This is a genomic window from Corynebacterium frankenforstense DSM 45800 (assembly GCF_001941485.1).
GTDB classification, from domain to species: Bacteria; Actinomycetota; Actinomycetes; order Mycobacteriales; family Mycobacteriaceae; genus Corynebacterium; species Corynebacterium frankenforstense.
Genome location: NZ_CP009247.1, coordinates 412,339 through 434,898, shown reverse-complemented (window position 1 = coordinate 434,898; position 22,560 = coordinate 412,339). Strand labels below are relative to the sequence as shown.

Sequence of the window (22,560 nt, the reverse complement as noted above, 5' to 3'; positions counted from 1 at the left end):
TGCAACTTTCCCCCAATTGGAAGGCTGCCAACGACCATGCCGACAACCAGCCCCTTTCACTCACTGACCCAGTCAGACAAGAACCGGCTGACCCAACTGATCACCACCGGCTTAAGCGTGCGCGCCGCCGCGCACCGCATCGGCTGCAACTACAAACACGCACTCAACTTCGCCCACCACCACAAACTGATCACCCCGACACAACCGCCTGTCCTGCCCACCGGCGCCGCAGACGCGTTGATCACCGCGATCAAAAGCGGGGCAAGCATCCACGCGGCGGCGATGATGGTCGGCATCTCCCCGTCGATGGGCTACCGCATCGCATCCAGGGCAGGACTGCACACCCGGCTGACCCGCCGGCAACAACACATCCGCGCCACCGCCAGGCGCATCGACTTTCTCTACCTGCGCCTCGCCGGCATCCCACGGGCCCAGGTGTGCACCACACTTGCGATCGAGCCACGCCAGGGCCGCGACTTCGAGAAAGGACTGACCAAAACTCGAGGACAACGCCGCCGCTTTATCCCCACCGGGCCGGACGCGGCGACGTATAACAGGTTGATGGACGCCCTGATTGAAACCTGCGACGTCATCGAGGAAGGCCGCCGGGCCATCCCCGCCCTGCCCGAGGGGGTTAACCCCTACAAACCGGTCAGCAGCAGGTACCTGTCGGTCAGCCAACGTGCGGTGATCGCCGACATGTACCGCGAAGGGGCGACGAAAGCCGCCATCGCCCGCGCCGTGGGCGTGCACCCGTCGACCATCGGGCGTGAGTTGTCGCGCAATCGCACCCCGCACGGCCCGTATAGGGCTGAGGGCGCCCAGCTCAAGGCCGCCGCGCGCAGGTTGCGGCCGAAGACCTCGAAGATCCTGTCAAACAGACGCCTGTATGACTATGTAGTCGAGGGTTTGCGGCGACAATGGTCCCCGCAACAGATCAGCGGGCGTATCCGCCTGGATTTTCCCGATGACGAGGAGATGCGCATCAGTCACGAGACGATCTACGACGCGTTCTACCTGGACGCGAAAGGCCGGTTGAAGGATCTGGGGCTTGCCCTTCCGACCGGCAGGAAGAAACGTCGACCCCGCGGTCGGCCGCGCGGCGGTGGCGGTATCCGGCGCTTCGTCGATGAGATGGTGCTCATCGACGACCGTCCCGACGAGGTCGCCGAGCGGGTCATGCCCGGTCATTGGGAGGGTGATCTGATCCTGGGCAAGAACAACGCCTCGGCGGTGATCACCCTGGTTGAGCGTGTCAGCAGGTTCGTCGTGCTGGGTCATCTGCCGGCCAGGCATGACTCGGTGGAGGTCACCCGGGTGTTAAAGGAGCTTGTCGGTGGTATCGATGAGTTGATCTTCTCGTCGATCACGTGGGATCAGGGCTCTGAGATGGCAGGCCACAAGGCGTTTTCGATGGCGACTGATGTTCCGGTGTATTTCTGTCACCCCGGATCCCCGTGGGAGCGGGGCACCAACGAGAACACCAACGGCAGGCTGCGTCGCAACCTGCCGAAGTCTTCGGATCTGTCGGTGTATTCGTCGATGGATCTGGAGATGATCGCCAACATTCACAACAACACTCCGCGCAAGGCGTTGGGGTGGCGTACTCCTGCTGAAGTGATGGCTCAGGCGCTTGCAGACGTCGGTAGCATCACCGACTAGAAATACCCGTCGTTGCGACGACCCCTAGAAACCGCCGGGACGTCGTCAAGCAAAAAACGCCCCCGCCGCCGGAGACCGGCGACGGGGGCGCAAGACGGTGATCAGCTCACCGCGCGAGAGGCGTTAGGCCTGCTCGGTGAAGTTCTTCTGGACGGAGGTGTCGACCGGGACACCCGGGCCCATGGTGGCGGACATCGTGATCTTCTTCATGTAGATGCCCTTGGAGGCCGACGGCTTCAGGCGGTTGAGCTCGTCGATCAGCGCGCCGTAGTTCTCGGCCAGCGCCTCCGGGGTGAAGGAGGCCTTGCCGATGATGGCGTGCAGGTTCGAGGCCTTGTCGACGCGGAAGCTGATCTTGCCGCCCTTGATCTCCTTGACGGCCTTGGCCACGTCGGTGGTCACGGTGCCGGACTTCGGGTTCGGCATCAGGCCACGGGGGCCCAGGACGCGGGCCACGCGGCCGACGCGGGCCATCTGGTCCGGGGTGGCGATCGCGGCGTCGAAGTCGGTCCAGCCGCCCTGGATGCGCTCGAGCAGCTCGTCGGTGCCCACGACGTCGGCACCGGCCTCCTCGGCGGCGGTGGCGTTGGGGCCCTCGGCGAAGACGACGACGCGGACGGTCTTACCGGTGCCGTTCGGCAGGGAGACGGTGCCGCGGACCAGCTGGTCGGCCTTGCGCGGGTCGACGCCCAGGCGCACGGCGACGTCGACGGTGGCGTCGAACTTGCCGGTGGCGGTCTCCTTGACCAGCTTGGCGGCCTCGAGCGGGTGGTAGAAACGGTTGCGGTCGATCTTCTCGGCCGCGGCCTGGTAGGCCTTGGAACGCTTGCTCATGGTTGCAAATCCTCTTTCGGATCGTGTGGTCGAATGTGGGCCCTGAGCAGGCCCTGCCACGTGGGTGTGCTTACTCCTTGACGGTGATGCCCATGGAGCGGGCGGTGCCGGCGATGATCTTCGCGGCGGCGTCAATGTCGTTGGCGTTGAGATCCGGCTTCTTCTGGGTGGCGATCTCCTTGACCTGGTCCATGGTCACGGAGCCGACCTTCTGGGTGTGCGGGACGCCCGAGCCCTTCTGCAGGCCGGCGGCCTTGAGCAGGAGCTTGGCGGCCGGCGGGGTCTTCAGCTTGAAGGTGAAGGAGCGGTCCTCGTAGACCGTGATCTCGACCGGCACGACGTTGCCGCGCTGGTTCTCGGTCGCGGCGTTGTAGGCCTTGCAGAACTCCATGATGTTGACACCATGGGCACCGAGGGCCGGGCCGACCGGCGGAGCCGGGTTGGCCGCGCCGGCCTCGATCTGCAGCTTGATGAAGCCAGTAACCTTCTTGGCCATCGAAAATCCTCTTTCCTGGTTACCGGGCCGGGCGCGGTTCGATGGTCCGCACCCCACCCGTCCGGATGCCGGGGTGACGCGTACCCGGGCGGCGCGCCCCGCGACAACCCGTGCGGCGCCCGCTCGCGGCGGTCCCCGCACGTCGGGGGGGGGTGTACCTGCCCGGGTGGCGCATGTTCCGGCCACCGGGGAGATGAATAAAGTTCTGGTCGCGCCCGTCGGCCCGGCCCCGGATCAGCGGGGCGGCGACACGCGCGACCAATCAGAGTACCGCAGGAGGGGGCGCTCCCCCAAACCGCGACGGCTGCCGTGGGGCAGGTCGGCTACATGATCTTCTCGACCTGGTCGGCGGTGAGCTCCACCGGAGTCTCGCGGCCGAAGATGGAGACCAGGGCCTGCAGCTTGCCGGTCTCGTAGTCGATGTCGGAGATGGTGGCCGAGACGCTGGCCAGCGCGCCGGTGAGAATGGTGACGGCCTCGCCGACCTCGAAGTCGATCTGCTGGACCGGCTTCTTCTCCGGCTCCGGCATGGCCACGACCTGCTCGCCGTCCTTGTCGACGGTCTTCTCGCCCTCGGAGGTCTCCTTGGGCATGAGGAACTTGGCCACCTCGCGGTGCTTGACCTTGGTGGCGTTGCCCTCGTTGCCGACGAAGCTGGTCACACCCGGGGTCTCGCGGACGACGGACCAGGCGCGGTCGTTCATGTCCATGCGCACGAGCACGTAGCCCGGCAGCAGCTTGCGCTTGATCTGCTTGCGCTTGCCGTCGCGCAGCTCGGTGACCTGCTCGATGGGCACGACGACCTCGTAGATGGAGTCCTCGACCTCGAGGGTCTGGGCACGCATGTCCAGGTTGGTCTTCACCTTGTTCTCGTAGCCCGAGTAGGTCTGGATGATGTACCAGTCGCCCGGCTGCTTCTTCAGCTCGCGGGTGAACTGGCGCAGGCGCTTGCGGTAGGCGGCCTCGGCGTCCTCCTCCTCGTCGGCGCCCTCGGCCAGCTCCGCGGCGGCGGCCTCGGAGGGGGTCGGCTCGGCGGAGGCGCCTTCGGCGGCGTCGCCCTCGGCAGCCTCGCCCTGAGCGGCTTCGCCCTGGGCCGAAGCGGAGTCGGCGTCGGCGTCCGCAGCGGCGTCGGCGCCCTCGCCCTCAGCACCCTCGACGCCGGCGGCGACGTCGGCCTCGGTCGGGGTGGCCTCCGCCTGCTCGGCGGCGGCGTCCACCTCGGGGGTGCTCTCCTCCTGGGCGGTGGTGGCGGCCTCCATCATCGCCTCCTCCATCGCGGTGCGCGGGGCGTCCGCGGAGGGCTCCTGCGTGGGGTCGACGGGGTTGACGGAATCAGAGTCGCTCATGTGGGACCACTTTCTTCGCTGCGGATCGGGGTGGGGATGCAAAAATTTATCCCGCCCTCCCCCAGGTTAGCGGGGGCGGCGGGAGAAGTTGACGGGCTCGATCCTACTTCGAGGTCAGCGCCCACTCAACTCCGGCACCGGCGAGGAAGTCCACGCCCGCGACCAGCACGGTCAGCACGATCAGGAAGGCGAAGACGACCAGCGTGTAGGTGATCATCTGCTGCGCGGTCGGCCAGATGACCTTGCGCATCTCGGTGACGACCTCGGGCAGGTAGCTGGCCACACCGCCGCCGGGGCCGTCCTGCTCCTTGCTCGGCTCGGCACGCTTGGCCACGTAGGAGTCGCCGGTGACGGGGCCGGCACCGGTCAGCTGACGCTTGCCGGTGGGGCGCGCCGGCTGGGCCGGCTTCTGGTTCTCGCGGTCCTCGCTCAAGGCTCTCCTCCTGGACAGGACTCGGTGGACGGATCCAACCAACTATAACAAAGGCGACGGCGCCGGCCGCGGGCCAACTACTGGGCCTCACGGTCGGCGCCGTCTCACCTGGCAGGGGCGACAGGACTCGAACCTGCAACCTACGGTTTTGGAGACCGTTGCGCTACCAATTGCGCCACGCCCCTATGGCGTGTGCCGTCGCCACGCGGCGACTCGCAACACACTATCAGAACCGCCCGGCACGGACCTAACCGGCCCCCGACGGCCGCATGCGCACCCACGCCGGGCGGCGCGGCGTCGGCAAGCGGGAACGGCGAAACGGGCCGACCGGAACTTCCCGGCCGACCCGTTCATCTCGTAGCGATGGCGGGAATTGAACCCGCGACACAGCGATTATGAGTCGCTTGCTCTACCACTGAGCTACACCGCCGCGACGGCGCTGCCCGTTCCCGCACTCACGCGTGGGTCGAGCGGGAGACAAGCAACAGAGCCCCCTGACAGAATCGAACTGTCGACCTTTTCCTTACCATGGAAACGCTCTGCCGACTGAGCTAAGGGGGCACGGCTTCTGCTTCGGCCTTGGCCGCTGCGTTGAAGCCTGGACCAGGTTAACCCGCGGCGCGCAAGATACACAAATCAGCACCTCAACCCGCATTTTGATGTACCGCACGCGGCCGCTTTCCGACGCCGCGTGCACAGGCCGTTGCGGGCGCGCACCACCGATTGCCGACGCCGCGCGCCGCCCCCTCGGCGGTTCCGTGCGGCCGGCGCGTGGGGCGTGGGGCGCGCCCTGCGGGTGCGGTCGGCCCGCACGGTTTCCGCGCCCGCCGCACGGACGGCAGTCACCCGACCGGCACGCGCGGTCGGGGCGCCACGCCTCCGGGCACGGATGAAATGCGGGCGGCGATACGGGGCGCGAGGTCCGTTCGTGGGACAATGGACACATGTTGGACGAGCGGGACGCACAGGCGGTCGACGCGGCGAAGCTGTACTACGCCGGCGGCCTGAGCCAGGCGCAGGTTGCCGAGCGCCTCGGCATCTCGCGCCCCACCGTGTCCAAGCTGCTCAGCCGGGCCCACGAGCGCGGCTTCGTGACCATCACCCTGAACGACCCCCGCGAGCGCGGCGACGAGCTGGTGCAGCGGCTGCGCCAGCGCTTCGGGCTCACCGACGCCCGCGTGGTGCGCCCGCCGGCCGGGGCGCCGCTGCTCAACGAGCTCGGCGGCGCCGGGGCGGGGCTCATCGAGGAGCTCGTCACCGACGACACGACGCTCGGCGTCTCCTGGGGCACGACGATGTCGGCCGTCGCCGAGCACCTGCGCCCGCAGAACCGCGTCGGCGTGAAGGTCGTCCAGCTCAAGGGCGGCCACTCGCACTCGGAGCGCTCGACGAAGGACATGGCCACCCTCGCCGGATTCGCGCGCGCCTTCCATGCCGAGACGTTCATGCTGCCGCTGCCGGTCATCTTCGACTCCGTCGAGGCCAAGGAGTGGGTCGTGCGCGACCGGCACATCGCCCACATGCTCGAGCTGGGCGCCAACGTCGACGTCGCCGTGTTCACCGCGGGCTCCGCGGACCCGGAGTCGCTGGTGCTCAACCTCGGGTACCTCTCCGAAAAGGAGACCGCGGAGCTGTCCGCGCACGCGGTGGGCGACGTCTGCTCGCGGTTCTTCACCGCCGACGGCTCGCCCGCCGCCCCCGAGGTCGACGCCCGCACGGTGGGCATCACGCTTTCCGACCTGACGAAGCGCCCCACCCGGGTGCTCGTCGCCGGCGGAGCGCGCAAGGCCGCGGCGATCCGCACGGCCCTCGACATGGGCCTGGCCACGCACCTGGTCATCGACCACGACACCGCCTCGCGCATCCTCGACGAGCCGGACGACTGAGCCCGGACCGCGCACCGCAGCAGCCGCTCCCCTCCGCACCATTTCGCGCGCCAAAACCGCCGTGGCCCCCTAGACTCCCCACCGGGAGTGCATAATCTCACAACACAACTCCGAACAATTGCAAACATTGCCGTTGACATCTGTTCGCACGGCGGCTTACGCTGGGACACAGCAACACCGCCACCGCCAGACAGGAGGGTCAGACAATGACCACCAGCACCCCCCACATCAATCCGCAGGGCGTCGAGATCGCCGAGACGGTCCTGCTGCCCGGTGACCCGCTGCGCGCGAAGTTCATCGCGGAGACCTACCTGGACAACCCGCGCCAGTTCAACGCCGTGCGCAACATGCTCGGCTACACCGGCACCTACAACGGGACCCCGGTCTCCGTGATGGGCTCCGGCATGGGGATCCCCTCGATCGGCATCTACTCCTGGGAGCTGATCCACCGCTTCGGCGCACGCAAGGTCATCCGCGTCGGCTCCATCGGCGCCATGCAGGAGGACATCGACCTCTACGACGTCATCGTCGCCTCCTCGGCCTCGACCGACTCGAACTTCCTGGAGCAGTACAACCTGCCGGGCACCTACGCCCCCACCGCCTCCTGGAAGCTGCTCAAGGCCGTCACCGACCTCGCCGAGGAGCGTGAGGTGCCCCTCCACGTGGGCAACATCCTCAGCTCCGACGTCTTCTACAACTTCGACGAGACGGTCAACTCCCGCTGGGCGCACATGGGCGTGCTCGGCGTCGAGATGGAGTCCGCCGCCCTCTACGCCATCGCCGCCGAGGCCGGCGTCGACGCGCTGGGCGTGTTCACCGTCTCCGACAACCTGGTCACCGGCGGCGCCACCACCCCCGAGGAGCGCCAGACCGCGTTCACCCAGATGATGGAGCTCGCGCTCCCGCTGGCGGAGGTCTAGGGCCGTGGGTAAGACACAGACCGCCAAGCAGAACACCGCCGCCGCGCTCAACCCCAAGCGCGCCGTCCCGATCCTCCTGTTCACCTTCGTCTTCTGCCTCGTCATCGACAACGCCTTCAAGACGATGACGATGCCGATCGCCGAGGGCCTCGGCATCGACGACAACACCGCCTCCCTGCAGGCCTCCCTGGCCGGCGTGATCATCGGCATCGGCGCGGTCGTCTACGCCGCCCTCGCCGACTCGATCTCCATCCGCAAGCTGATGCTCGTCGGCGTCGGGCTGATCGTGGTCGGCTCCGCGATCGGCTGGATCTTCTCCGGCTCCTGGGCGATGGTGCTCACCGGCCGCCTGGTCCAGACCACCGGCCTGGCCGCCGCCGAGACCCTCTACGTCATCTACGTGACCAAGCACCTCAGCGAGGCGGACCAGAAGACCTACCTGGGCTTCTCCACCGCCGCCTTCCAGGCCGGCCTCCTCATCGGCGCGCTGACCAGTGGCTTCGTGTCCACGCACATCTCGTGGACCGCGATGTTCCTCATCCCGCTGATCCTCATCCTGGCCGTCCCGGCCATCTACAAGATGGTCCCCGAGGACGAGGCCGTCGAGGGCCACCTCGACGCCGTGGGGCTGGTGCTCATCGCCGTGTTCGCCACCTCGCTGACGATGTTCATGCAGGCGTTCAACTTCCTGTGGCTCATCCCGGCCGCCCTGGGTGTCGCCGGCTTCGCCTGGCACATCCAGCGGGCCCAGCACCCCGTGGTCAAACCGGAGTTCTTCACCAACGGCCGCTACGTATGGACCCTGGTGATGGTCTTCCTGGTCTACTCCACCCAGCTCGGCTTCATCTTCCTGCTGCCCTACGCGGCGCAGGACCTGCACGGCATGTCCATCGACCGCGCCAGCCTGCTGATGGTGCCCGGCTACATCTGCGCGATCCTCGTCGGCGTCTTCTCGGGCCGCATCGGCAAGGTGCTGTCGAGCCGCACGACCATCTACATCGCCTTCGGCATGATCGTCGGCGCCCTGGTCCTCTGCGCGCTGTTCATGAAGCTGCACGTCGCCGTGCTCATCGTCGCGATCATCGCCTTCGCCTCCGGCTTCGCCCTCTTCTACGCGCCGCTGGTCAACACGGCCCTGAGCAACATCCCGGCGCTGAAGTCCGGCATCGCCATCGGCTTCTACAACCTGACCATCAACATCGCGATCCCGCTGGGCATCGCCTACTCGGCCAAGCTCAACGACATCACCGACGACTACTCGGTGATCCTGTGGGTGCTCGCAGCCGTCGCCGCCGCCGGCAGCGCGATCTACGTGGTCGCCGACCTGGCCATGGCGCGCAAGGAGCACGCCCCGGCCCGCGTCGCCTGAGCCGCACGACCCCGCCCCGCGCGTCGTGCGCACCGCGCACGCCGCGCGGCGTCGGAAATAACGGGTAATACTTCACACAACCGAACTTCCAAGGAGAATCACCATGACTGACCCCAAGACCGTCGCGAACATGATCGACCACACCCTGCTCAAGCCGGAGTCCACGCCGGAGGACGTCGCCGAGCTGATCGCCGAGGCCGCGAAGCTGGGCACCTACTCCGTGTGCGTCTCCCCGTCGCAGCTGCCCGTCGAGACCCCCGAGGGCGTCCACGTCGCGACCGTCGTCGGCTTCCCCTCCGGCGCCGTCAAGGCCGAGATCAAGGCCGCCGAGGCCGCCCGCGCCGTCGAGGACGGCGCCGAGGAGGTCGACATGGTCATCAACATCGCCTTCGCGCTGACCGGCCGCTTCGACGAGCTCGAGTCCGAGATCCGCACCGTGCGCGAGGCGATCCCCGGCATCGTGCTCAAGGTGATCCTTGAGACTGCAGTGCTTGACGACGCCGCGGTGGTCGCCGCCTGCCGCGCCGCCGAGGCGGCGGGCGCCGACTTCGTGAAGACCTCCACCGGTTTCCACCCCGCCGGCGGCGCGAGCGTGCACGCGGTGAAGCTGATGGCCGACACCGTGGGCGGGCGCCTGGGTGTGAAGGCCTCCGGCGGGATCCGCACCGGCGCCGACGCGCTGGCGATGATCGAGGCGGGCGCGACCCGGCTGGGCCTGTCCTCCTCGGCGAAGGTGCTGGCCGACATCGAGAACGAGGCGAAGTAGCCGTGGGCACCGATTCTGAACTGACGACGCCGGCCGCGGGCGACGAGGCGCTTATCGCGCACGCCCGCCAGTGGGCCGAGCACGACCCGGACCCGGCCACCGCCGCCGAGGTGCGCGGCTGGATCGACTCCGGTGACACCGAGGCGCTTGCCGCCGCGTTCGCCGGGCCGCTGGCCTTCGGCACCGCCGGTCTGCGTGCCGCGGTCGGTGCCGGGGAGTCCCGGATGAACCGCGCCGTGGTCATCCGCACCACCTACGGTCTGATGCGCTGGCTGCGCCGCACGGTCGAGGACCCGGTCGTGGTCGTCGGCTGCGACGCCCGGCACGGCTCGGCGCAGTTCCAGAAGGACGTCGCGAAGGTCGTGGCGGCGGGCGGCGGCACCGCGCTGGTGCTGCCGGCGGAGAACCCAACGCCGCTGACCGCGTTCACGGTGCGCCAGGCAGGTGCCGACGCCGGCGTGATGGTCACCGCCTCGCACAACCCGCCGGCCGACAACGGCTACAAGGTCTACCTGGGCGGGCGCGTGGTCACCGACGACGGTCAGGGCTCGCAGCTGATCTCGCCGGCCGACAAGGAGATCGCCGGGGAGATCGCGGCCGCCCCCGCGGCCGACGAGATCCTCGCCGCCGCCGAGGCCAGCCCGGCCACGACGTCCGGTTTCGGCGAGATCCGCCAGGTGGACACCCGCGCCGAGTACATCGTCCGCGCGCTGAAGCTGACCGGCCCGGTCACCGACCTGACGATCGCGCTGACCGCCATGCACGGCGTGGGCGCGGCCATCGGCCAGAACCTGCTCTCCCGCGCCGGGTTCACCGTCTCGCTGGTGCCCGAGCAGGCCCAGCCCGACCCGGACTTCCCCACCGTCGAGTTCCCCAACCCGGAGGAGCCCGGTGCGCTGGACCTGGGCAAGGCCCACGCGGAGAAGATCGGCGCGGACGTCCTCATCGCCTACGACCCGGACGCCGACCGCTGCGCGGTCGCCGTGCCCGGCGACTCCGGCTGGCGCCAGCTGACCGGTGACGAGACGGGCGCCCTGCTGGGCGACTACCTGGCCCGCCGCGCCGCCGGCGCCGGGGGCTCCGGGAACGACGCCGCCGACGAGAAGGGGACCTTCGCCAACTCGATCGTCTCCTCCCGGCTGCTCGGTCGTATCGCGAAGCACTACGGCTACGGCCACAAGGAGACGCTGACCGGTTTCAAGTGGATCTCGCGGGTGTCGGGCCTGGTCTTCGGCTACGAAGAGGCCATCGGCTTCTGCCCGGACCCGGGCGCGGTGCACGACAAGGACGGCATCTCCACCTCGGTGGTGCTGGCCAGTCTGGCCGCGGAGCTGAAGGCCGAGGGCAAGACGCTACTCGACCGGCTCGCGGAGATCCACGCGATGGTCGGCCCGCTGACCACCCGCCCGCTGACCTTCCGGGTGGCGGACACCTCGCTGATCGGCAAGGCGATGAAGAAGGTCGCCGCCAAGCCGCCGACGGAGTTCGCCGGTTCCCCGGTCGCGGAGACGAAGGAGTTCTCGCAGGGCTTCATCTTCTTCACCGAGGCCGACGACCGCGTCGTGGTCCGTCCCTCGGGCACGGAGCCGAAGCTGAAGTGCTACCTCGAGTCGCCGGACCCGGAGCGCCTGGCGCCGATCTCGGAGGACCTGCGCGCCTACTTCGACCTCTGACGGCCGCTGACGGGCCCCGGGATCCCACCGGCCCTGCTGGCGGGTACCCGCGGCCCCGGGACCCCGCAGGCACCGGCTGGCGGGCACCCGCGGCCCCGGGACCCCGCAGCCGCCGGCTGGTTGTCGGCATGGTCGTTGGCAGCCTTCCGTAAGGAGGAAGTTGCAGCGCCCCTCTGAAGCCGAGCCCTCCCCGACCACCACACATGAAGAAACCCCGCCGCACCTCTCGGTGCGACGGGGTTTTCGTGGTGCCGGGTAGAAGATTCGAACTTCTGAAGGCAATGCCGGCGGATTTACAGTCCGCTCCCTTTGGCCGCTCGGGCAACCCGGCAGACGTCACGTACCGGAACCGTTGACCGGCTCCGTGGCGCGGGTTCATACTCTACTACGACGGCCCGGCCGCACACCAAATCATAGCGTTCAACTGCACTGATGCGAGTCTCCCGGGCCGCTTCTTCCCCCGGATCACCGGAGACGCACACTGCATCGGGGCACGACCCGCAGCCGGCCTTAACCGACGCGGCTGGCGGTGTACTCGGCCAGCTGGCGCAGCGCCACCGTCACCGGCCCGTCGGGCAGGTGGGTCAGGCACTGCTCGGCCTCGTCGACCCAGGCGCGGACGTCGACCAGCGCGCGCTCGCGCCCGCCGGAGCGCTCCAGCAGCTCCAGCACCTCGGTCAGCACGGCGTCGTCGGTGACGGGGCCGTCCAGAAGCTCGCGCAGCCGCGCGCCGGTCTCGTTGTCCTCGGCCATCGCGTAGAGCACCGGCAGCGTGAACACGCCCTCGCGCAGGTCGGTGCCGCGCTCCTTGCCGGACTCCTCCGGGTCGGAGAAGACGTCGATGATGTCGTCGACGATCTGGAAGACCATGCCGATCGCGCGCCCGTAGCCGTGCAGCGCGGAGATCCGCTCGGTGTCGGCGCCGCCGTGCAGGCCGCCCAGGTAGCCGGCCGAGGCGATGAGCACACCGGTCTTCTCGCGGATGACCTGCGTGTAGTGCTCGATCGGGTCGCCGCCACGCGCACCGACGGTCTCGCGCATCTGGCCGGTGACCAGCTCGCCGAAGGTCTCGGAGAAGTGGCGCACGGTGGCCACACCCAGGTCCGCCATCAGCCCGGAGGCCAGGGCCAGCAGCCGGTCGCCGGCGAGGATCGCCACGGAGTTGCCCCAGCGCGCGTTCGCCGACTCCACGCCACGGCGCCGCTGCGCCTCGTCCATGACGTCGTCGTGGTACAGCGTCGCCAGGTGCGTCATCTCGACCAGCGCGGCGGCCTTGACCACGTCGTCGCACATCGGACGGTCGCCGTACTCGCTGGCCAGCAGCGCGAACATCGGCCGGAAGCGCTTGCCGCCCGCCTTGGCGAGGTGCAGCACCTTCTCCGAGACGATCTCGTCGCCCTCGGACAGCTTGCGCTCGAGCAGGTCCTCCACGCGGGCCATGGCGTCGTTCAGCCGGGCGGCGAGGGCCTCGTCGCTCAAGGGGAGGGACCCGGAGACGACGTCCGGGGTGCCTTCACCGTGGGTCTTCAAAATTGGTGTCCTTACCGTTCACAGGCCTGTGCGTGCGTGGCCGGACGCGGCCGCGCACCTCGGTTGTCGACGCGCCAACAGCACGTCGGAGCTCGCCCACAACCGTAGCCCACGCACCCGCCGAAAGTGCACCCGGGCCGCATGCGTCACCGCAGGGGACGCACCCGGGGGTGCCACGCGGGCGTCGTCACGCGTCGATGGGACAATGACGGGCGTGGTTGAGCAAGTGCACACGGACGTCCTCGTCGTCGGCGCCGGGCCCGCGGGCTCCGCGGCGGCGATCCATGCCGCGCGCGCCGGACTCGGCGTGATCCTCGCCGACGCCGCGCAGTTCCCGCGCGACAAGACCTGCGGCGACGGGCTGACCCCGCGCGCGATGCACCAGCTGCGCCGGCTCGGCATCGCGGGCGAGGTGCTCGGCGCCTACCGCAACCGCGGCCTGAAGCTGCACGGCTTCGGCGGCTCGGTGACGGTTCCGTGGCCGGAGAGCCGCTTCGGGGGCGAGGGTTCCGCGGTGCCGCGCACGCTTTTCGACGCCGCGCTGGTCCGGGCCGCCGTCGACGCCGGCGCCGAGCTGTGGGGCGGGGCGCGGGCGAGTGCCGTCGAGCGCGACGCCGCCGGGGTGGTCCGGGAGGTCTCGTTCATTCGCGACGGGGTCGAGCGCCGCGTGCGCTGCCGGCACCTGATCGTCGCCGACGGGGTGCGCTCGGAGCTCGGGCGGCGGCTGGGCCGGCAGTGGCACCGCGGCGAGGTCTACGGCATCGCGGCGCGCTCGTACTGCCGCAGCCCGCGCGCCCGGGAGGAGTGGATCCACTCGCACCTGGAGCTCCGCGACGCCGACGGCGTGGTGCAGCCTGGTTACGGGTGGATCTTCCCGCTCGGCGACGCCCCGGTGGGCGGCGACCCCGATGCCGCTGCGGCGCGGCTGCGTGGCGGCGCAGAGCCTGGTGCGTCCGACGCTGGAGCGCACCGTGCGGCGGGTGCGGACGTGCACGAGGCTGACGTTCCGGCAGCGGCGTCCGGCGCCTCCGGAACCGGGTGGGTGAACCTGGGCTGCGGGGCGCTGTCGACGGCCGCGCGCCCGGCGAAGGTCAACACGAAGAAGCTGCTGTCCCACTACGCCGCCGCGCGCCGCGAGGCGTGGACACTGGGCGAGGAGCAGCACGTGACCTCGGCGATGCTGCCGATGGGCGGCGCGGTCAGCGGTGTCGCGGGCCCGAACTGGGCGCTCATCGGCGACGCGGCGGCCTGCGTCAACCCGCTCAACGGCGAGGGCATCGACTACGCGCTGGAGACCGCCGAGCAGGTCGTCGCGCTGATCCGCGCAGGCGGCGACGGCCCGGAGCTGACGGCCGCCTGGCCGGCGCTGCTCAACGAGCACTACGGCGAGGCGTTCCTGCTGGCGCGCACCCTGGCCCGCGCGCTGACGCACCCGCGGTTCCTGCCGGCGGTCGGCCCGCTGGGGCTGCGCGGCCCGGCGGCGCGGATGATCATGCCGGCGGCGGCGCGGCTGATGGGCAACCTGGTCACCGACGACGACCGCGACCTGGTCGCGCGCGTGTGGCGGGCGGCCGGGGCGGTCACGAAGGCCGCCCGCGCCGGCTCGCCGCTCTGGGCGCCCGCGGAAACCCCGGCGAGCTAGGTTTCCGAGCCGACCGCTCCCCCACTGACCGTTCCCCTGCGCACCGTCCTCCTCCGGAGCGTGCTTCCGCCCGGCTCCGGGGCCCAGCCCGATCTACCCGGGCTTGACGGCGGAGTGGATCGCGACGATGCCGAGGGTCAGGTTCTGCCACCCGGCGTCGGTCCACCCGTTGCGGTTGATCTCGCGGGCGAGCCCGACCTGGTCGGGCCACTGGCGGATCGAGTCGGCGAGGTACTCGTAGGCCTCGGGGTTCGAGGAGACCAGCCGCGCGATCTGCGGCAGCAGGCGCATCAGGTACTCCTTGTAGACCGTCGCGAAGACGGGCACGACGGGCGTGGAGAACTCGTTGACCAGCAGGCGCCCGCCCGGCCTGGTCACACGCGCCATCTCGCGCAGCGCGGCGCGGAAGTCGTGGACGTTGCGCAGCCCGTAGGAGATGGTCACCGCGTCGAAGGTCTCGTCGGCGAAGGGCAGGCGCATCGCGTCGCCGCACACCTTGGGCACGTCGCGGTCGCGGCCGGCCTTGAGCATGCCGCGCGAGAAGTCGCAGGCCACGCACCAGGCGCCGGAGCGGGACAGCTCGACGGTCGACACGGCGGTGCCGGCGGCCAGGTCGAGGACCTTCTCGCCGGGCTTGAGGTCGAGGCGCTCGCGCGTGCGGCGCCGCCAGTAGCGGTCCTGCCCGAAGGACAGGACGGTGTTCGTGATGTCGTAACGCTTGCCGACGTCGTCGAACATCCCCGCGACGTCGAGCGGCTTCTTGTCCAGGTCTGCCTTAGCCACGTCGGCCGAGTCTACCGTCCGTCCGCTTGCCGACGTCGCGCGGAGCACGTCGGCGGTCCCCTACGGCCTGTTGCGCGGCGGCCTTAAGCGGCGCCGGGGTTCCGGGTGCCGCCGGCGAGGTGGCCCGCGCGCCCCGCGCGGTCGGCGCGGGCGGTGCGACCGGCGCGACCGGAGCGGGCCGGGCGGCCCGCCGCCAGGTCCGCGGTCCACAGCGGGCGGTAGGCCGCCTTGAGCGCCGCCAGGCCGGTCGGCCGGAACCGGCCGATGACCTCGCGGTAGTGCCCCAGCAACTTCTCACCCTGCGCGTACCAGGTGCGGTTCTCCACGGTCTCCCGGCAGGTGCGCGCCATGGTGTCGTGCACGGCGTCGTCAAGCAGGCGCTCCACGGCGGCGGGCAGGTCGCGGGAGAAGGTCTCGACGTCGAGGAGCTCGCCGGTGACGGACTGCTCGATGAGGTCGACGGGGCCGCCGGCGCGCGGGCCGATGGTGGGCACGCCCGAGGCCTGCGCCTCCTGGACGGCCTGGCAGAAGGTCTCGAACTCGCCGGGGTGGACGAACAGGTCGAGCGAGGCGTAGGCCTCGGCGAGCTTGTCGCCGCCGAGCTGGCCGGTGAACACGGCGTCGGGCATCAGGGCGCGCAGGCGGTCGCGCTCGGGCCCGTCGCCGACGATGACCAGCTGGATGTCCGGGCGCCCGGAGAGCACGGCGAGGCGGTGCACGCCCTTCTCCGCGGCCAGCCGGCCGACGAAGCCGACGATGCGCTTGCGGCCCGTCGGCTCCCAGCTGCGGCGCAGCTCGGCCGAGCGCTTGGCCGGGTTGAAGCGCTCGGCGTCGACGCCGCGGCCCCAGCGGTAGACGTTGCGCACACCGTGGGCGGTCAGCTCGGCGATCGTCGGCGAGGACGGCGCCAGGGTGCGCGCGCAGGCGTTGTGCACGAGGCGGGTCCACTCCCAGGCGGCGGTGGCCAGGGGGCCGAGGTGGTAGCGCCCGGAGAAGCCGGCGACGTCGGTCTGGTAGACGCCGACGGCCGGCACGCCGAGCTGCGCGGCCGAGTAGGCGCCCGCCGCGCCGAGGACGAAGGGGCTGGCCAGGTGGACGACGTCCGGCTCGAAGTCGCGCAGCACGGACGTCACGGTCGGGGTGGGCACGCCGACGGGCAGCGAGTCGACGAGCGGGACGCGCACGGTGGGCACGCGGTGGATCGGGAAGCCGCGGTACTCGGGGATCTCCTCCTCGAAGCCGCGGGCGCCGGGGGCGACCACGACGGCCTCGTGACCGGTGGCCTCGAGGTGCTCGAGGACGCGCAGCACCGAGTTGGTCACGCCGTTGACGTTGGGCAGGAATGACTCCGTGACGATACCGATCCGCATGCCTGTCATCCTTTCCGTGCGCCACTGCCGGGTGTTGTCCACCGGTGGTACTTAGTTTGAAGCTTAAGAGAAGTCGCGGTGAACTGTCTCACCCGCGCCGCCGCCCGGCTCCGACGGTGCCCGCGAGCCACCACGACAGCCCCGCGACCACGGTGCACACCAGCCACGAGGAGATCGCCGGGGTCAGCGCCAGCGTCCACTCGCGGCCCTCGACCTTGACCAGGTCGGGGTCGTCGACGGCGTAGGTCACCCAGACGCGCTGGCCCTCCTGCAGGCCGCCCGGGTAGGCCACCCCGCCCGGCGGGGAGTGGAAGATGCCCTCGGCGTCCTGGTAGTCGACGGTGGTGCGCCGCCAGCCGACGTCGGTGACCTCGGCCAGGGCGCGCCCCGGGTTGGCGTCGATGGTGCGGTCGTTGAGCGCCGGGCCGATGACCATCGCCGCGCAGCCCAGGCACGCCAGCACGTAGAGCGCCACGATGAACTGGCGCACGCGCTTGCGCAGCCCGCCGCCGTCCATCACGCGTCCTCCGCCGGCGCGGCGGCGTCCTCACCGACGGCGCGCAGGGCGACCTTCTGCACCGTCTCGCTCAGCGCGCGCCGCGTGGCCCGCGTCGTGCGCGCCTCGATGACGTGGAAGCGCGGGTGCTCGGCGGCGTCGACGAGGGCGTCGACGAGCTCGTCGAGATTTCCGACGCGTGCGTGCTCCACCCCGTAGCCGGCGCAGAGCTCGCCCAGGTCCACGCCGGTCGGCGTGGCGAAGGCCCGCTCGAAGCCCGGGCGCAGACCGGGCGCGCCGATCTCGAGGGACTCGAAGATGCCGCCGCCGTCGTCGTTGGCGACCACGATCGTCAGGTTCTCCGGGCGCGGTTCCTCCGCGCCGATGAGCAGGCCGCCGACGTCGTGCAGGAAGGCCAGGTCGCCGAGCAGGGCGACGGTGCGCGGGGCCGTCGGCAGTTCGGGGTGTTCGGCCTGGGCTGCCAGGGCCGCGCCGATCGCCTGGGAGACCGAGCCGTCGATGCCCGCCGCCCCGCGCGGGGTCAGCGTGCGCACGCCGGCGAACGGCAGGCCGACCCAGGACAGGTCGCGCACGGGGTTCGACGCCGCGGCGAAGAGGGTGTCGCCGTCGCCGAGCTCGTCGGCCACGGCGGCGGCCACGTGCAGGCCGGTGAAGCCGTACTCGGAGTCGGCCAGCCCGGCGCGCACGGCCTCGGCGGCCAGCTGCGAGGCGCGCTCGCAGGCGGCGAGCCACTCCCGGCGCGGCTCGCCCGAGGTCTTGACCCGGGAGCCGACGCGGGAGGCCGCACCCTCCGGGTCGGTGACCGTCTCCGTGCGGCTGAGCACGATCACCTCGGGCGCCGCCCCGGCGCCCGGCGCAGGCCCCGCCGCGGAACCGCCGGCGTCGGCGGGCGCGGCGTCGTCAAGCACGCCCGCGGCCAGGCGCAGCACCGCGCGGTGCAGGGTGGGGTGGCCCACCACGATGACCTGCTCGGGGCGCAGCGCGGCGGCGGCCAACGGGTGGACGGGGTTGAGCGGGGCGGGCGCGCTCGGCTCGGCGATGGTGGGCGCCTCCTCGAGGCCGGGGACTTCCCAGGCCTCGTCGCCGGCGATGACGAGGGTGTCGCGGCTCAGGTCGACGGCGACCTCGCCGTGGTCGACCTCCGGGGTGACCGGGCGCGGGCGGGGCGCGGTGGTGCGGGGCTCGCCGACGGGCCCGGGCGCGGCCGCCGGCACCAGCGGGTTGTCCAGCGCGACGTTGAGGTGGGCCTGCGGGTGGGCGGTGAGGAAGGCGTCGATGTCCTCGGCCGCGCCCTCGCCGGTGCCGACGTGGTCGACCTGCAGCGTCGGCGCGTAGCCGCCGAAGAGGCCGCGCTGGACGATGGTCTGCGAGGCGCCGGTGCCCACCAGGCGGGCGGGACGGTCGGCGGCGAGGACGACCAGCGGGGTGTGCGACTGGGCGGCCTCGACGACGGCGGGCAGGCAGTTGGCCACGGCCGTGCCAGAGGTCATGCACACCGCGACGCAGCGGCGCTGCGCGCGGGCCAGACCCAGGGCGAGGAAGGCGGCGGAGCGCTCGTCGACGCGGACGTGCACGCGCAGGTCGCGCCGCGCGGTCAGCGCCAGGGTCAGGGGCGTGTTGCGCGAGCCGGGGCAGACGACGACGTCGGTGACGAAGCCGGCGAGCCGGTCGACCACCTCGGCGGCCAGCGCGGTCGCGTCCGGGGCAGAGGGCTGCGGGGCGGCATCACGGGAATCGCTCATGGCCCCCGATTCTAGAGCCCCGGCGCGCGGCACCCGGCCCGCGTCGGCGTGCGCGGTGTGCGGTGCGCGGTGCGCACCGCCTCAGCTTCAGCCCGCGGTGTCCGGCGTCGGCTCACCCTCGGGTTGCGTGCCGTCGCCGCCGGAGAGCCGGTCGAGGAACTGGTCCCACAGCTCGCGCAGCTGCGCCTCGTCGGTCGGCGCCTCCTCCGGCAGCTCGGGCAGCTGCGAGGTGTCGAAGCTCGGCATCTCGCTGGGCAGCTCGAAGCGGCGCTCGGTCGGCTCCTCGGTGACGGTGGTGCGCTCGGTGGAGGTGATCTCCTCGGTGGTGGTCACCTCGGTCGGCTCGTCGTCGCCGCCGCTGGTGCGCCCCAGCAGGAACAGCAGCGCGCCGGCCAGCAGCACCGCCAGCGTGACGGCGATGACCTTGCCCGTGTTCGAGCCTGAGCCGCCCGAGCCCGAGCGCCGACGGGGCCGCTCCTCGAAGTCGCGCAGGTCGCGGCCGCGCTCGTCGTAGTCGTCGTAGCCGTCGTCGTAGTACCCGTCGTCGTAGGCGGGGTCGTCGTAACGCTCGTCGCGCGGCGGGATGTACTGGCGCGGCGGCTCGTCGGCCGCGCCCAGGTAGCGCGTGGAGTCCGCGCCCGGGCGGCCGCGGTAGTTGCTTTCCGACGCCGCGCCCAGGTACCGCGTGCCGTCCCCGTCGCCGTGGCCGTCGCGACGTCCCCCCGGTTCCGGCCCCCGGCCGGGGCCCTGTGACGAGGGTCCGAGGTAGCGCGTGGAGTCGTCGTCGGAACCGCCGTAGCGGTAGTTGTCGTTGGCCATCTCGCTCCTCCGGGGTCGTTCTCGACGGCGGCGCGTGGGCGCGCACGCCGTGCTTGCGGGCACTCTACCGCCGCAGCCTGGCAGTCCGCGGGCGGTCGGCGTAGCCGCGGCTGCGGAACGGCGTCGGGTCCGCTGTCGGGCACCGGCGCGCGCGGCGTCCGTCATCCGGGAAACCGGCCGGAAGACGAGCCGCCGCATGACGCCGCCCCAGCGCGGCAACCTCCCGGCGCGCATCCGGCACACGCCGGGCCGAACCGTGGGTTATCCCGCGCGGCGCTCCCGGCCCGCGGCGGCGAGCGCCCGACCGGTCGCGGTGTCGCCGGCGGCCAGGCGGGCCGGGGTGGCGTCGGCGATGACGCGCCCGCCGCGCTCGCCGGCACCCGGCCCGGTCTCGAGCACGCGGTCGGCCGCGGCGATCACCCGCGGGTCGTGCTCGACGACGATGACGGTCCCGCCGGCGTCGGCGAGCCCCTCGAGCACGGCGAGCAGCCGGTCGACGTCGGCCGGGTGCAGCCCGGTGGTCGGCTCGTCGAGCAGGTAGACGGTGCGCCCGCGCCGCGCCTTGGTCAGCTCGGTGGCCAGTTTGATGCGCTGGGCCTCGCCGCCGGACAGCGTCGGCGCGCCCTGCCCGAGCCGCAGGTAGCCCAGCCCCATCGACTGCAGCGTGGTGATCACGGGCTGGTCCTCGAAGACCTCGGCGGCCTCGTCGACGGTCATGGCGAGCACGTCGGCGATGGTGTAGCCGTTCCAGGTGACCTCGAGGGTCTCGTCGTTGTAGCGCCGCCCGCCGCAGTCGGGGCACGTCGTGTACGAGCCGGGCAGGAAGACCAGCTCGACCTCGATCTCGCCCTCGCCGCGGCAGGTCGGGCACTGGCCCTGCTTGACGTTGTAGGAGAACCGCGAGACGGTCCAGCCGCGCTTCCTGGCCCCCTCGGTGCCGGCGAACAGGCGGCGCACCGTGTCGAAGAAGCCGGTGTAGGTCGCCAGGCACGAGCGCGGCGTGCGCCCGATCGGCTTCTGCGAGATCGGCAGCACGCGCCCGGCCTGCTCCTCGGCGGCGTCGGTGAGCATGTCGAGCAGCGTCGTCTTGCCGGAGCCCGACACGCCCGCGATCACCGTGAACTGCCCGAAGCCGACCTCCAGGTCCAGGTCGCGCACCGTTCTTGACGACGCCCCGTGCAGCTCCAGCATTCCCGACGCCGCCCGCGGTGCGTCGTTGAGGCGCGGCGCGCCCGCGGCCAGGGCCGCGGCCGTCGGGGATTGCACGGCGTTCCCGGCGCGCTCGGCCTCCCCGGCTGGGCCTGCGGAGTCCGTGCCCGGCGCGTCGCTGCTCCCCGCAGCCGTCCCGTCCGCTCCGGTGCCCGGCACATGCCCGGCGGAGTCGGCGCCCTGCGGTTGTTCCGCCTGCCGGGGCTCGCCCCGCACCGCCGCCAAATATTCGGCGGTTGGCCCGGAGTAGACGATGCGCCCGCCGCCGGCGCCGGCCCCCGGGCCGACGTCGACGATCCAGTCCGAGGCCGCCACCAGGTCCATGTCGTGCTCGACGAGCATGACCGTGTTGCCCTGGGCGATGAAGCGCCGCGCGATGTCGAGCACCGCCTGACGCTCCACCGGGTGCAGCCCCGCCGAGGGCTCGTCGAGGACGTACATCACCCCGAACAGGCCCGTCTTGAGCTGCGAGGCCAGCCGCACGCGCTGCAGCTCGCCGGCCGAGAGCGTGCGCGCCGGGCGGTCCAGCGACAGATGCCCCAGGCCCAGCTCGAGCGCGGAGTCCAGGATGGGGCGCAGGGCACCCAGCAGCAGGCGCTCGGCCTCGGAGGAGGCGTGCGCGACGTCGGCAAGCATGTCGGCGAGGCGCTCCAGCGGCACCTGCCCCAGCTCGTCGATCGGCAGGCCGGCGTAGGTCACCGACAGCGCGTCGCGGCCGAGGCGGCGGCCGTCGCAGGTCGGGCAGACGGACTCCTCCATGAAGGAGATGGTGCGCTTGCGCAGCGTGTCCGACTCGGTCTCGGCGAGCGTCTTGCGCAGGTAGTTCGCCGTCGAGCGCCAGGTGCCCTGGTACTGCTTCTCCACCTGGTCGGCGCGGCGGTCGGGGGTCACGGTGACCACGGGGGTCTCGTCGGTGAACAGGATCCAGTCGCGTGTGGCCTGGTCGATGTCGCGCCACGGGGTGTCCATGGGCATGCCCAGGGTGTCGAGGATGTCGCGGAAGTTCTTGCCCGCCCACGCCCCGGGCCAGGCCTTGATCGCGCCGTCGTTGATGCTCAGCGAGGGGTCCGGGACCATCGAGGCCTCGGTGGGCTCGTACCGCACGCCCGTGCCCTGGCAGTCCGGGCACATGCCCACGGCCGTGTTCGGCGAGAAGTGGTCGCTGTCGAGGCGGGTGAGACCGGCCGGGTAGTCGCCGACGCGCGAGTAGAGCAGGCGCACCGTGTTCGACATCGTCGAGACGGTGCCCACCGTCGAACGCGCCCCGCCGGCCGAGGTGTTCTGCTGCAGCGCCACCGACGGCGGCAGGCCCTCGACGGCCTCGACCTGCGGGTCCGTCGCCGAGCCGATGAGGCGGCGGGCGAACGGGGCGACCGACTCGAAGTAGCGGCGCTGCGCCTCGCCGTGGACGGTGCCGAAGGCCAGGGAGGACTTGCCCGAGCCCGAGATTCCGGTCACCGCGACCAGCTGGCCGCGCGGCACGTCGACGTCCACGCCGGCGAGGTTGTGCAGGTGCGCGCCGCGCACGTGGATCATGCCGTCGTCGGTCGGGTCGCTCGGGGC

18 protein-coding genes and 4 tRNA genes are annotated in these 22,560 nt (G+C 71.4%); 7 read left to right on the top strand and 15 right to left on the bottom strand.

From position 1 onward, the window contains the following. Positions 1-36: 36 nt before the first annotated feature. Positions 37-1,662 (top strand): IS30 family transposase, encoded by a 1,626-nt coding sequence (locus tag CFRA_RS01805; RefSeq protein WP_075663194.1) that lies wholly within the window; start codon positions 37-39, stop codon positions 1,660-1,662. A gap of 123 nt (positions 1,663-1,785) precedes the next feature. Here CFRA_RS01805 and rplA read toward each other — a convergent pair whose 3' ends face one another. The 7 genes from rplA to CFRA_RS01770 form a co-directional block, all read right to left on the bottom strand. Then, entirely contained in the window at positions 1,786-2,496 is a 711-nt protein-coding gene (gene rplA, locus CFRA_RS01800) for a 50S ribosomal protein L1 (protein ID WP_075663193.1), read from the bottom strand. 70 nt (positions 2,497-2,566) lie between these two features. Beyond that, positions 2,567-2,992, bottom strand: a complete 426-nt coding sequence (rplK, locus tag CFRA_RS01795) for a 50S ribosomal protein L11 (protein WP_075663192.1) — start codon at positions 2,990-2,992, stop codon at positions 2,567-2,569. Between the two features lie 323 nt (positions 2,993-3,315). Further along, complete coding sequence (nusG, locus tag CFRA_RS01790) at positions 3,316-4,251, bottom strand: transcription termination/antitermination protein NusG (RefSeq protein ID WP_156888033.1); 936 nt, start codon at positions 4,249-4,251, stop codon at positions 3,316-3,318. A 190-nt stretch (positions 4,252-4,441) separates the two neighbouring features. Beyond that, positions 4,442-4,771, bottom strand: coding sequence for a preprotein translocase subunit SecE (secE, locus tag CFRA_RS01785; RefSeq protein WP_075663191.1), 330 nt, complete (start codon positions 4,769-4,771; stop codon positions 4,442-4,444). A 109-nt stretch (positions 4,772-4,880) separates the two neighbouring features. Beyond that, positions 4,881-4,956: transfer RNA gene (locus CFRA_RS01780), tRNA-Trp, on the bottom strand. 173 nt (positions 4,957-5,129) lie between these two features. Continuing rightward, positions 5,130-5,201 (bottom strand) — tRNA-Met (locus CFRA_RS01775). Between the two features lie 58 nt (positions 5,202-5,259). Then, positions 5,260-5,332 (bottom strand) — tRNA-Thr (locus CFRA_RS01770). A 383-nt stretch (positions 5,333-5,715) separates the two neighbouring features. Here CFRA_RS01770 and CFRA_RS01765 point away from each other — a divergent pair. The 5 genes from CFRA_RS01765 (at position 5,716) to CFRA_RS01745 (ending at position 11,385) form a co-directional block, all read left to right on the top strand. After that, entirely contained in the window at positions 5,716-6,657 is a 942-nt protein-coding gene (locus CFRA_RS01765) for a sugar-binding transcriptional regulator (RefSeq protein ID WP_075663190.1), read from the top strand. Positions 6,658-6,863: 206 nt separating this feature from the next. Next, positions 6,864-7,577, top strand: a complete 714-nt coding sequence (deoD, locus tag CFRA_RS01760; protein WP_075663189.1) for a purine-nucleoside phosphorylase — start codon at positions 6,864-6,866, stop codon at positions 7,575-7,577. A 4-nt stretch (positions 7,578-7,581) separates the two neighbouring features. Further along, positions 7,582-8,946 carry an MFS transporter gene (locus CFRA_RS01755; protein ID WP_075663188.1) on the top strand — a complete coding sequence of 455 codons (1,365 nt, stop codon included), beginning with the start codon at positions 7,582-7,584 and terminating at the stop codon, positions 8,944-8,946. A gap of 103 nt (positions 8,947-9,049) precedes the next feature. Next, the gene (gene deoC, locus CFRA_RS01750) at positions 9,050-9,712 is read left to right on the top strand and encodes a deoxyribose-phosphate aldolase (protein ID WP_075663187.1); all 663 of its coding nucleotides are present in this window, start codon (positions 9,050-9,052) and stop codon (positions 9,710-9,712) included. Positions 9,713-9,714: 2 nt separating this feature from the next. Then, positions 9,715-11,385 (top strand): phospho-sugar mutase, encoded by a 1,671-nt coding sequence (locus tag CFRA_RS01745; RefSeq protein ID WP_245797627.1) that lies wholly within the window; start codon positions 9,715-9,717, stop codon positions 11,383-11,385. Between the two features lie 246 nt (positions 11,386-11,631). Here CFRA_RS01745 and CFRA_RS01740 read toward each other — a convergent pair. Continuing rightward, positions 11,632-11,716: transfer RNA gene (locus CFRA_RS01740), tRNA-Tyr, on the bottom strand. 179 nt (positions 11,717-11,895) lie between these two features. Beyond that, entirely contained in the window at positions 11,896-12,915 is a 1,020-nt protein-coding gene (locus tag CFRA_RS01735) for a polyprenyl synthetase family protein (RefSeq protein ID WP_075663186.1), read from the bottom strand. A gap of 205 nt (positions 12,916-13,120) precedes the next feature. Here CFRA_RS01735 and CFRA_RS11370 point away from each other — a divergent pair, with 205 nt between their 5' ends. Continuing rightward, positions 13,121-14,557, top strand: a complete 1,437-nt coding sequence (locus CFRA_RS11370) for an FAD-dependent monooxygenase (RefSeq protein WP_083666770.1) — start codon at positions 13,121-13,123, stop codon at positions 14,555-14,557. A gap of 93 nt (positions 14,558-14,650) precedes the next feature. Here the strand turns inward: CFRA_RS11370 and CFRA_RS01720 are convergent, their stop codons facing one another. The 6 genes from CFRA_RS01720 to CFRA_RS01695 all read right to left on the bottom strand — a co-directional run bounded on the left by CFRA_RS01720 (position 14,651) and on the right by CFRA_RS01695 (position 22,533). After that, positions 14,651-15,340, bottom strand: a complete 690-nt coding sequence (locus CFRA_RS01720) for a demethylmenaquinone methyltransferase (protein WP_075663185.1) — start codon at positions 15,338-15,340, stop codon at positions 14,651-14,653. A gap of 83 nt (positions 15,341-15,423) precedes the next feature. Continuing rightward, positions 15,424-16,710: a glycosyltransferase family 4 protein gene (locus tag CFRA_RS01715; protein ID WP_083666769.1), complete on the bottom strand. Its 1,287-nt coding sequence runs from the start codon at positions 16,708-16,710 to the stop codon at positions 15,424-15,426. 88 nt (positions 16,711-16,798) lie between these two features. Further along, positions 16,799-17,227, bottom strand: a complete 429-nt coding sequence (locus CFRA_RS01710) for a DUF3592 domain-containing protein (protein ID WP_075663184.1) — start codon at positions 17,225-17,227, stop codon at positions 16,799-16,801. After that, positions 17,227-18,969 (bottom strand): 2-succinyl-5-enolpyruvyl-6-hydroxy-3-cyclohexene-1-carboxylic-acid synthase, encoded by a 1,743-nt coding sequence (menD, locus tag CFRA_RS01705; RefSeq protein WP_075663183.1) that lies wholly within the window; start codon positions 18,967-18,969, stop codon positions 17,227-17,229. Before menD ends, CFRA_RS01710 begins: the two co-directional genes overlap by 1 nt. An 87-nt stretch (positions 18,970-19,056) precedes the next feature. Continuing rightward, a complete protein-coding gene (locus CFRA_RS01700; RefSeq protein WP_075663182.1) occupies positions 19,057-19,788 on the bottom strand; it encodes a hypothetical protein in 732 nt (243 codons plus the stop codon). Between the two features lie 261 nt (positions 19,789-20,049). Continuing rightward, the gene (locus CFRA_RS01695; protein ID WP_075664802.1) at positions 20,050-22,533 is read right to left on the bottom strand and encodes an ATP-binding cassette domain-containing protein; all 2,484 of its coding nucleotides are present in this window, start codon (positions 22,531-22,533) and stop codon (positions 20,050-20,052) included. Positions 22,534-22,560 lie beyond the last annotated feature (27 nt).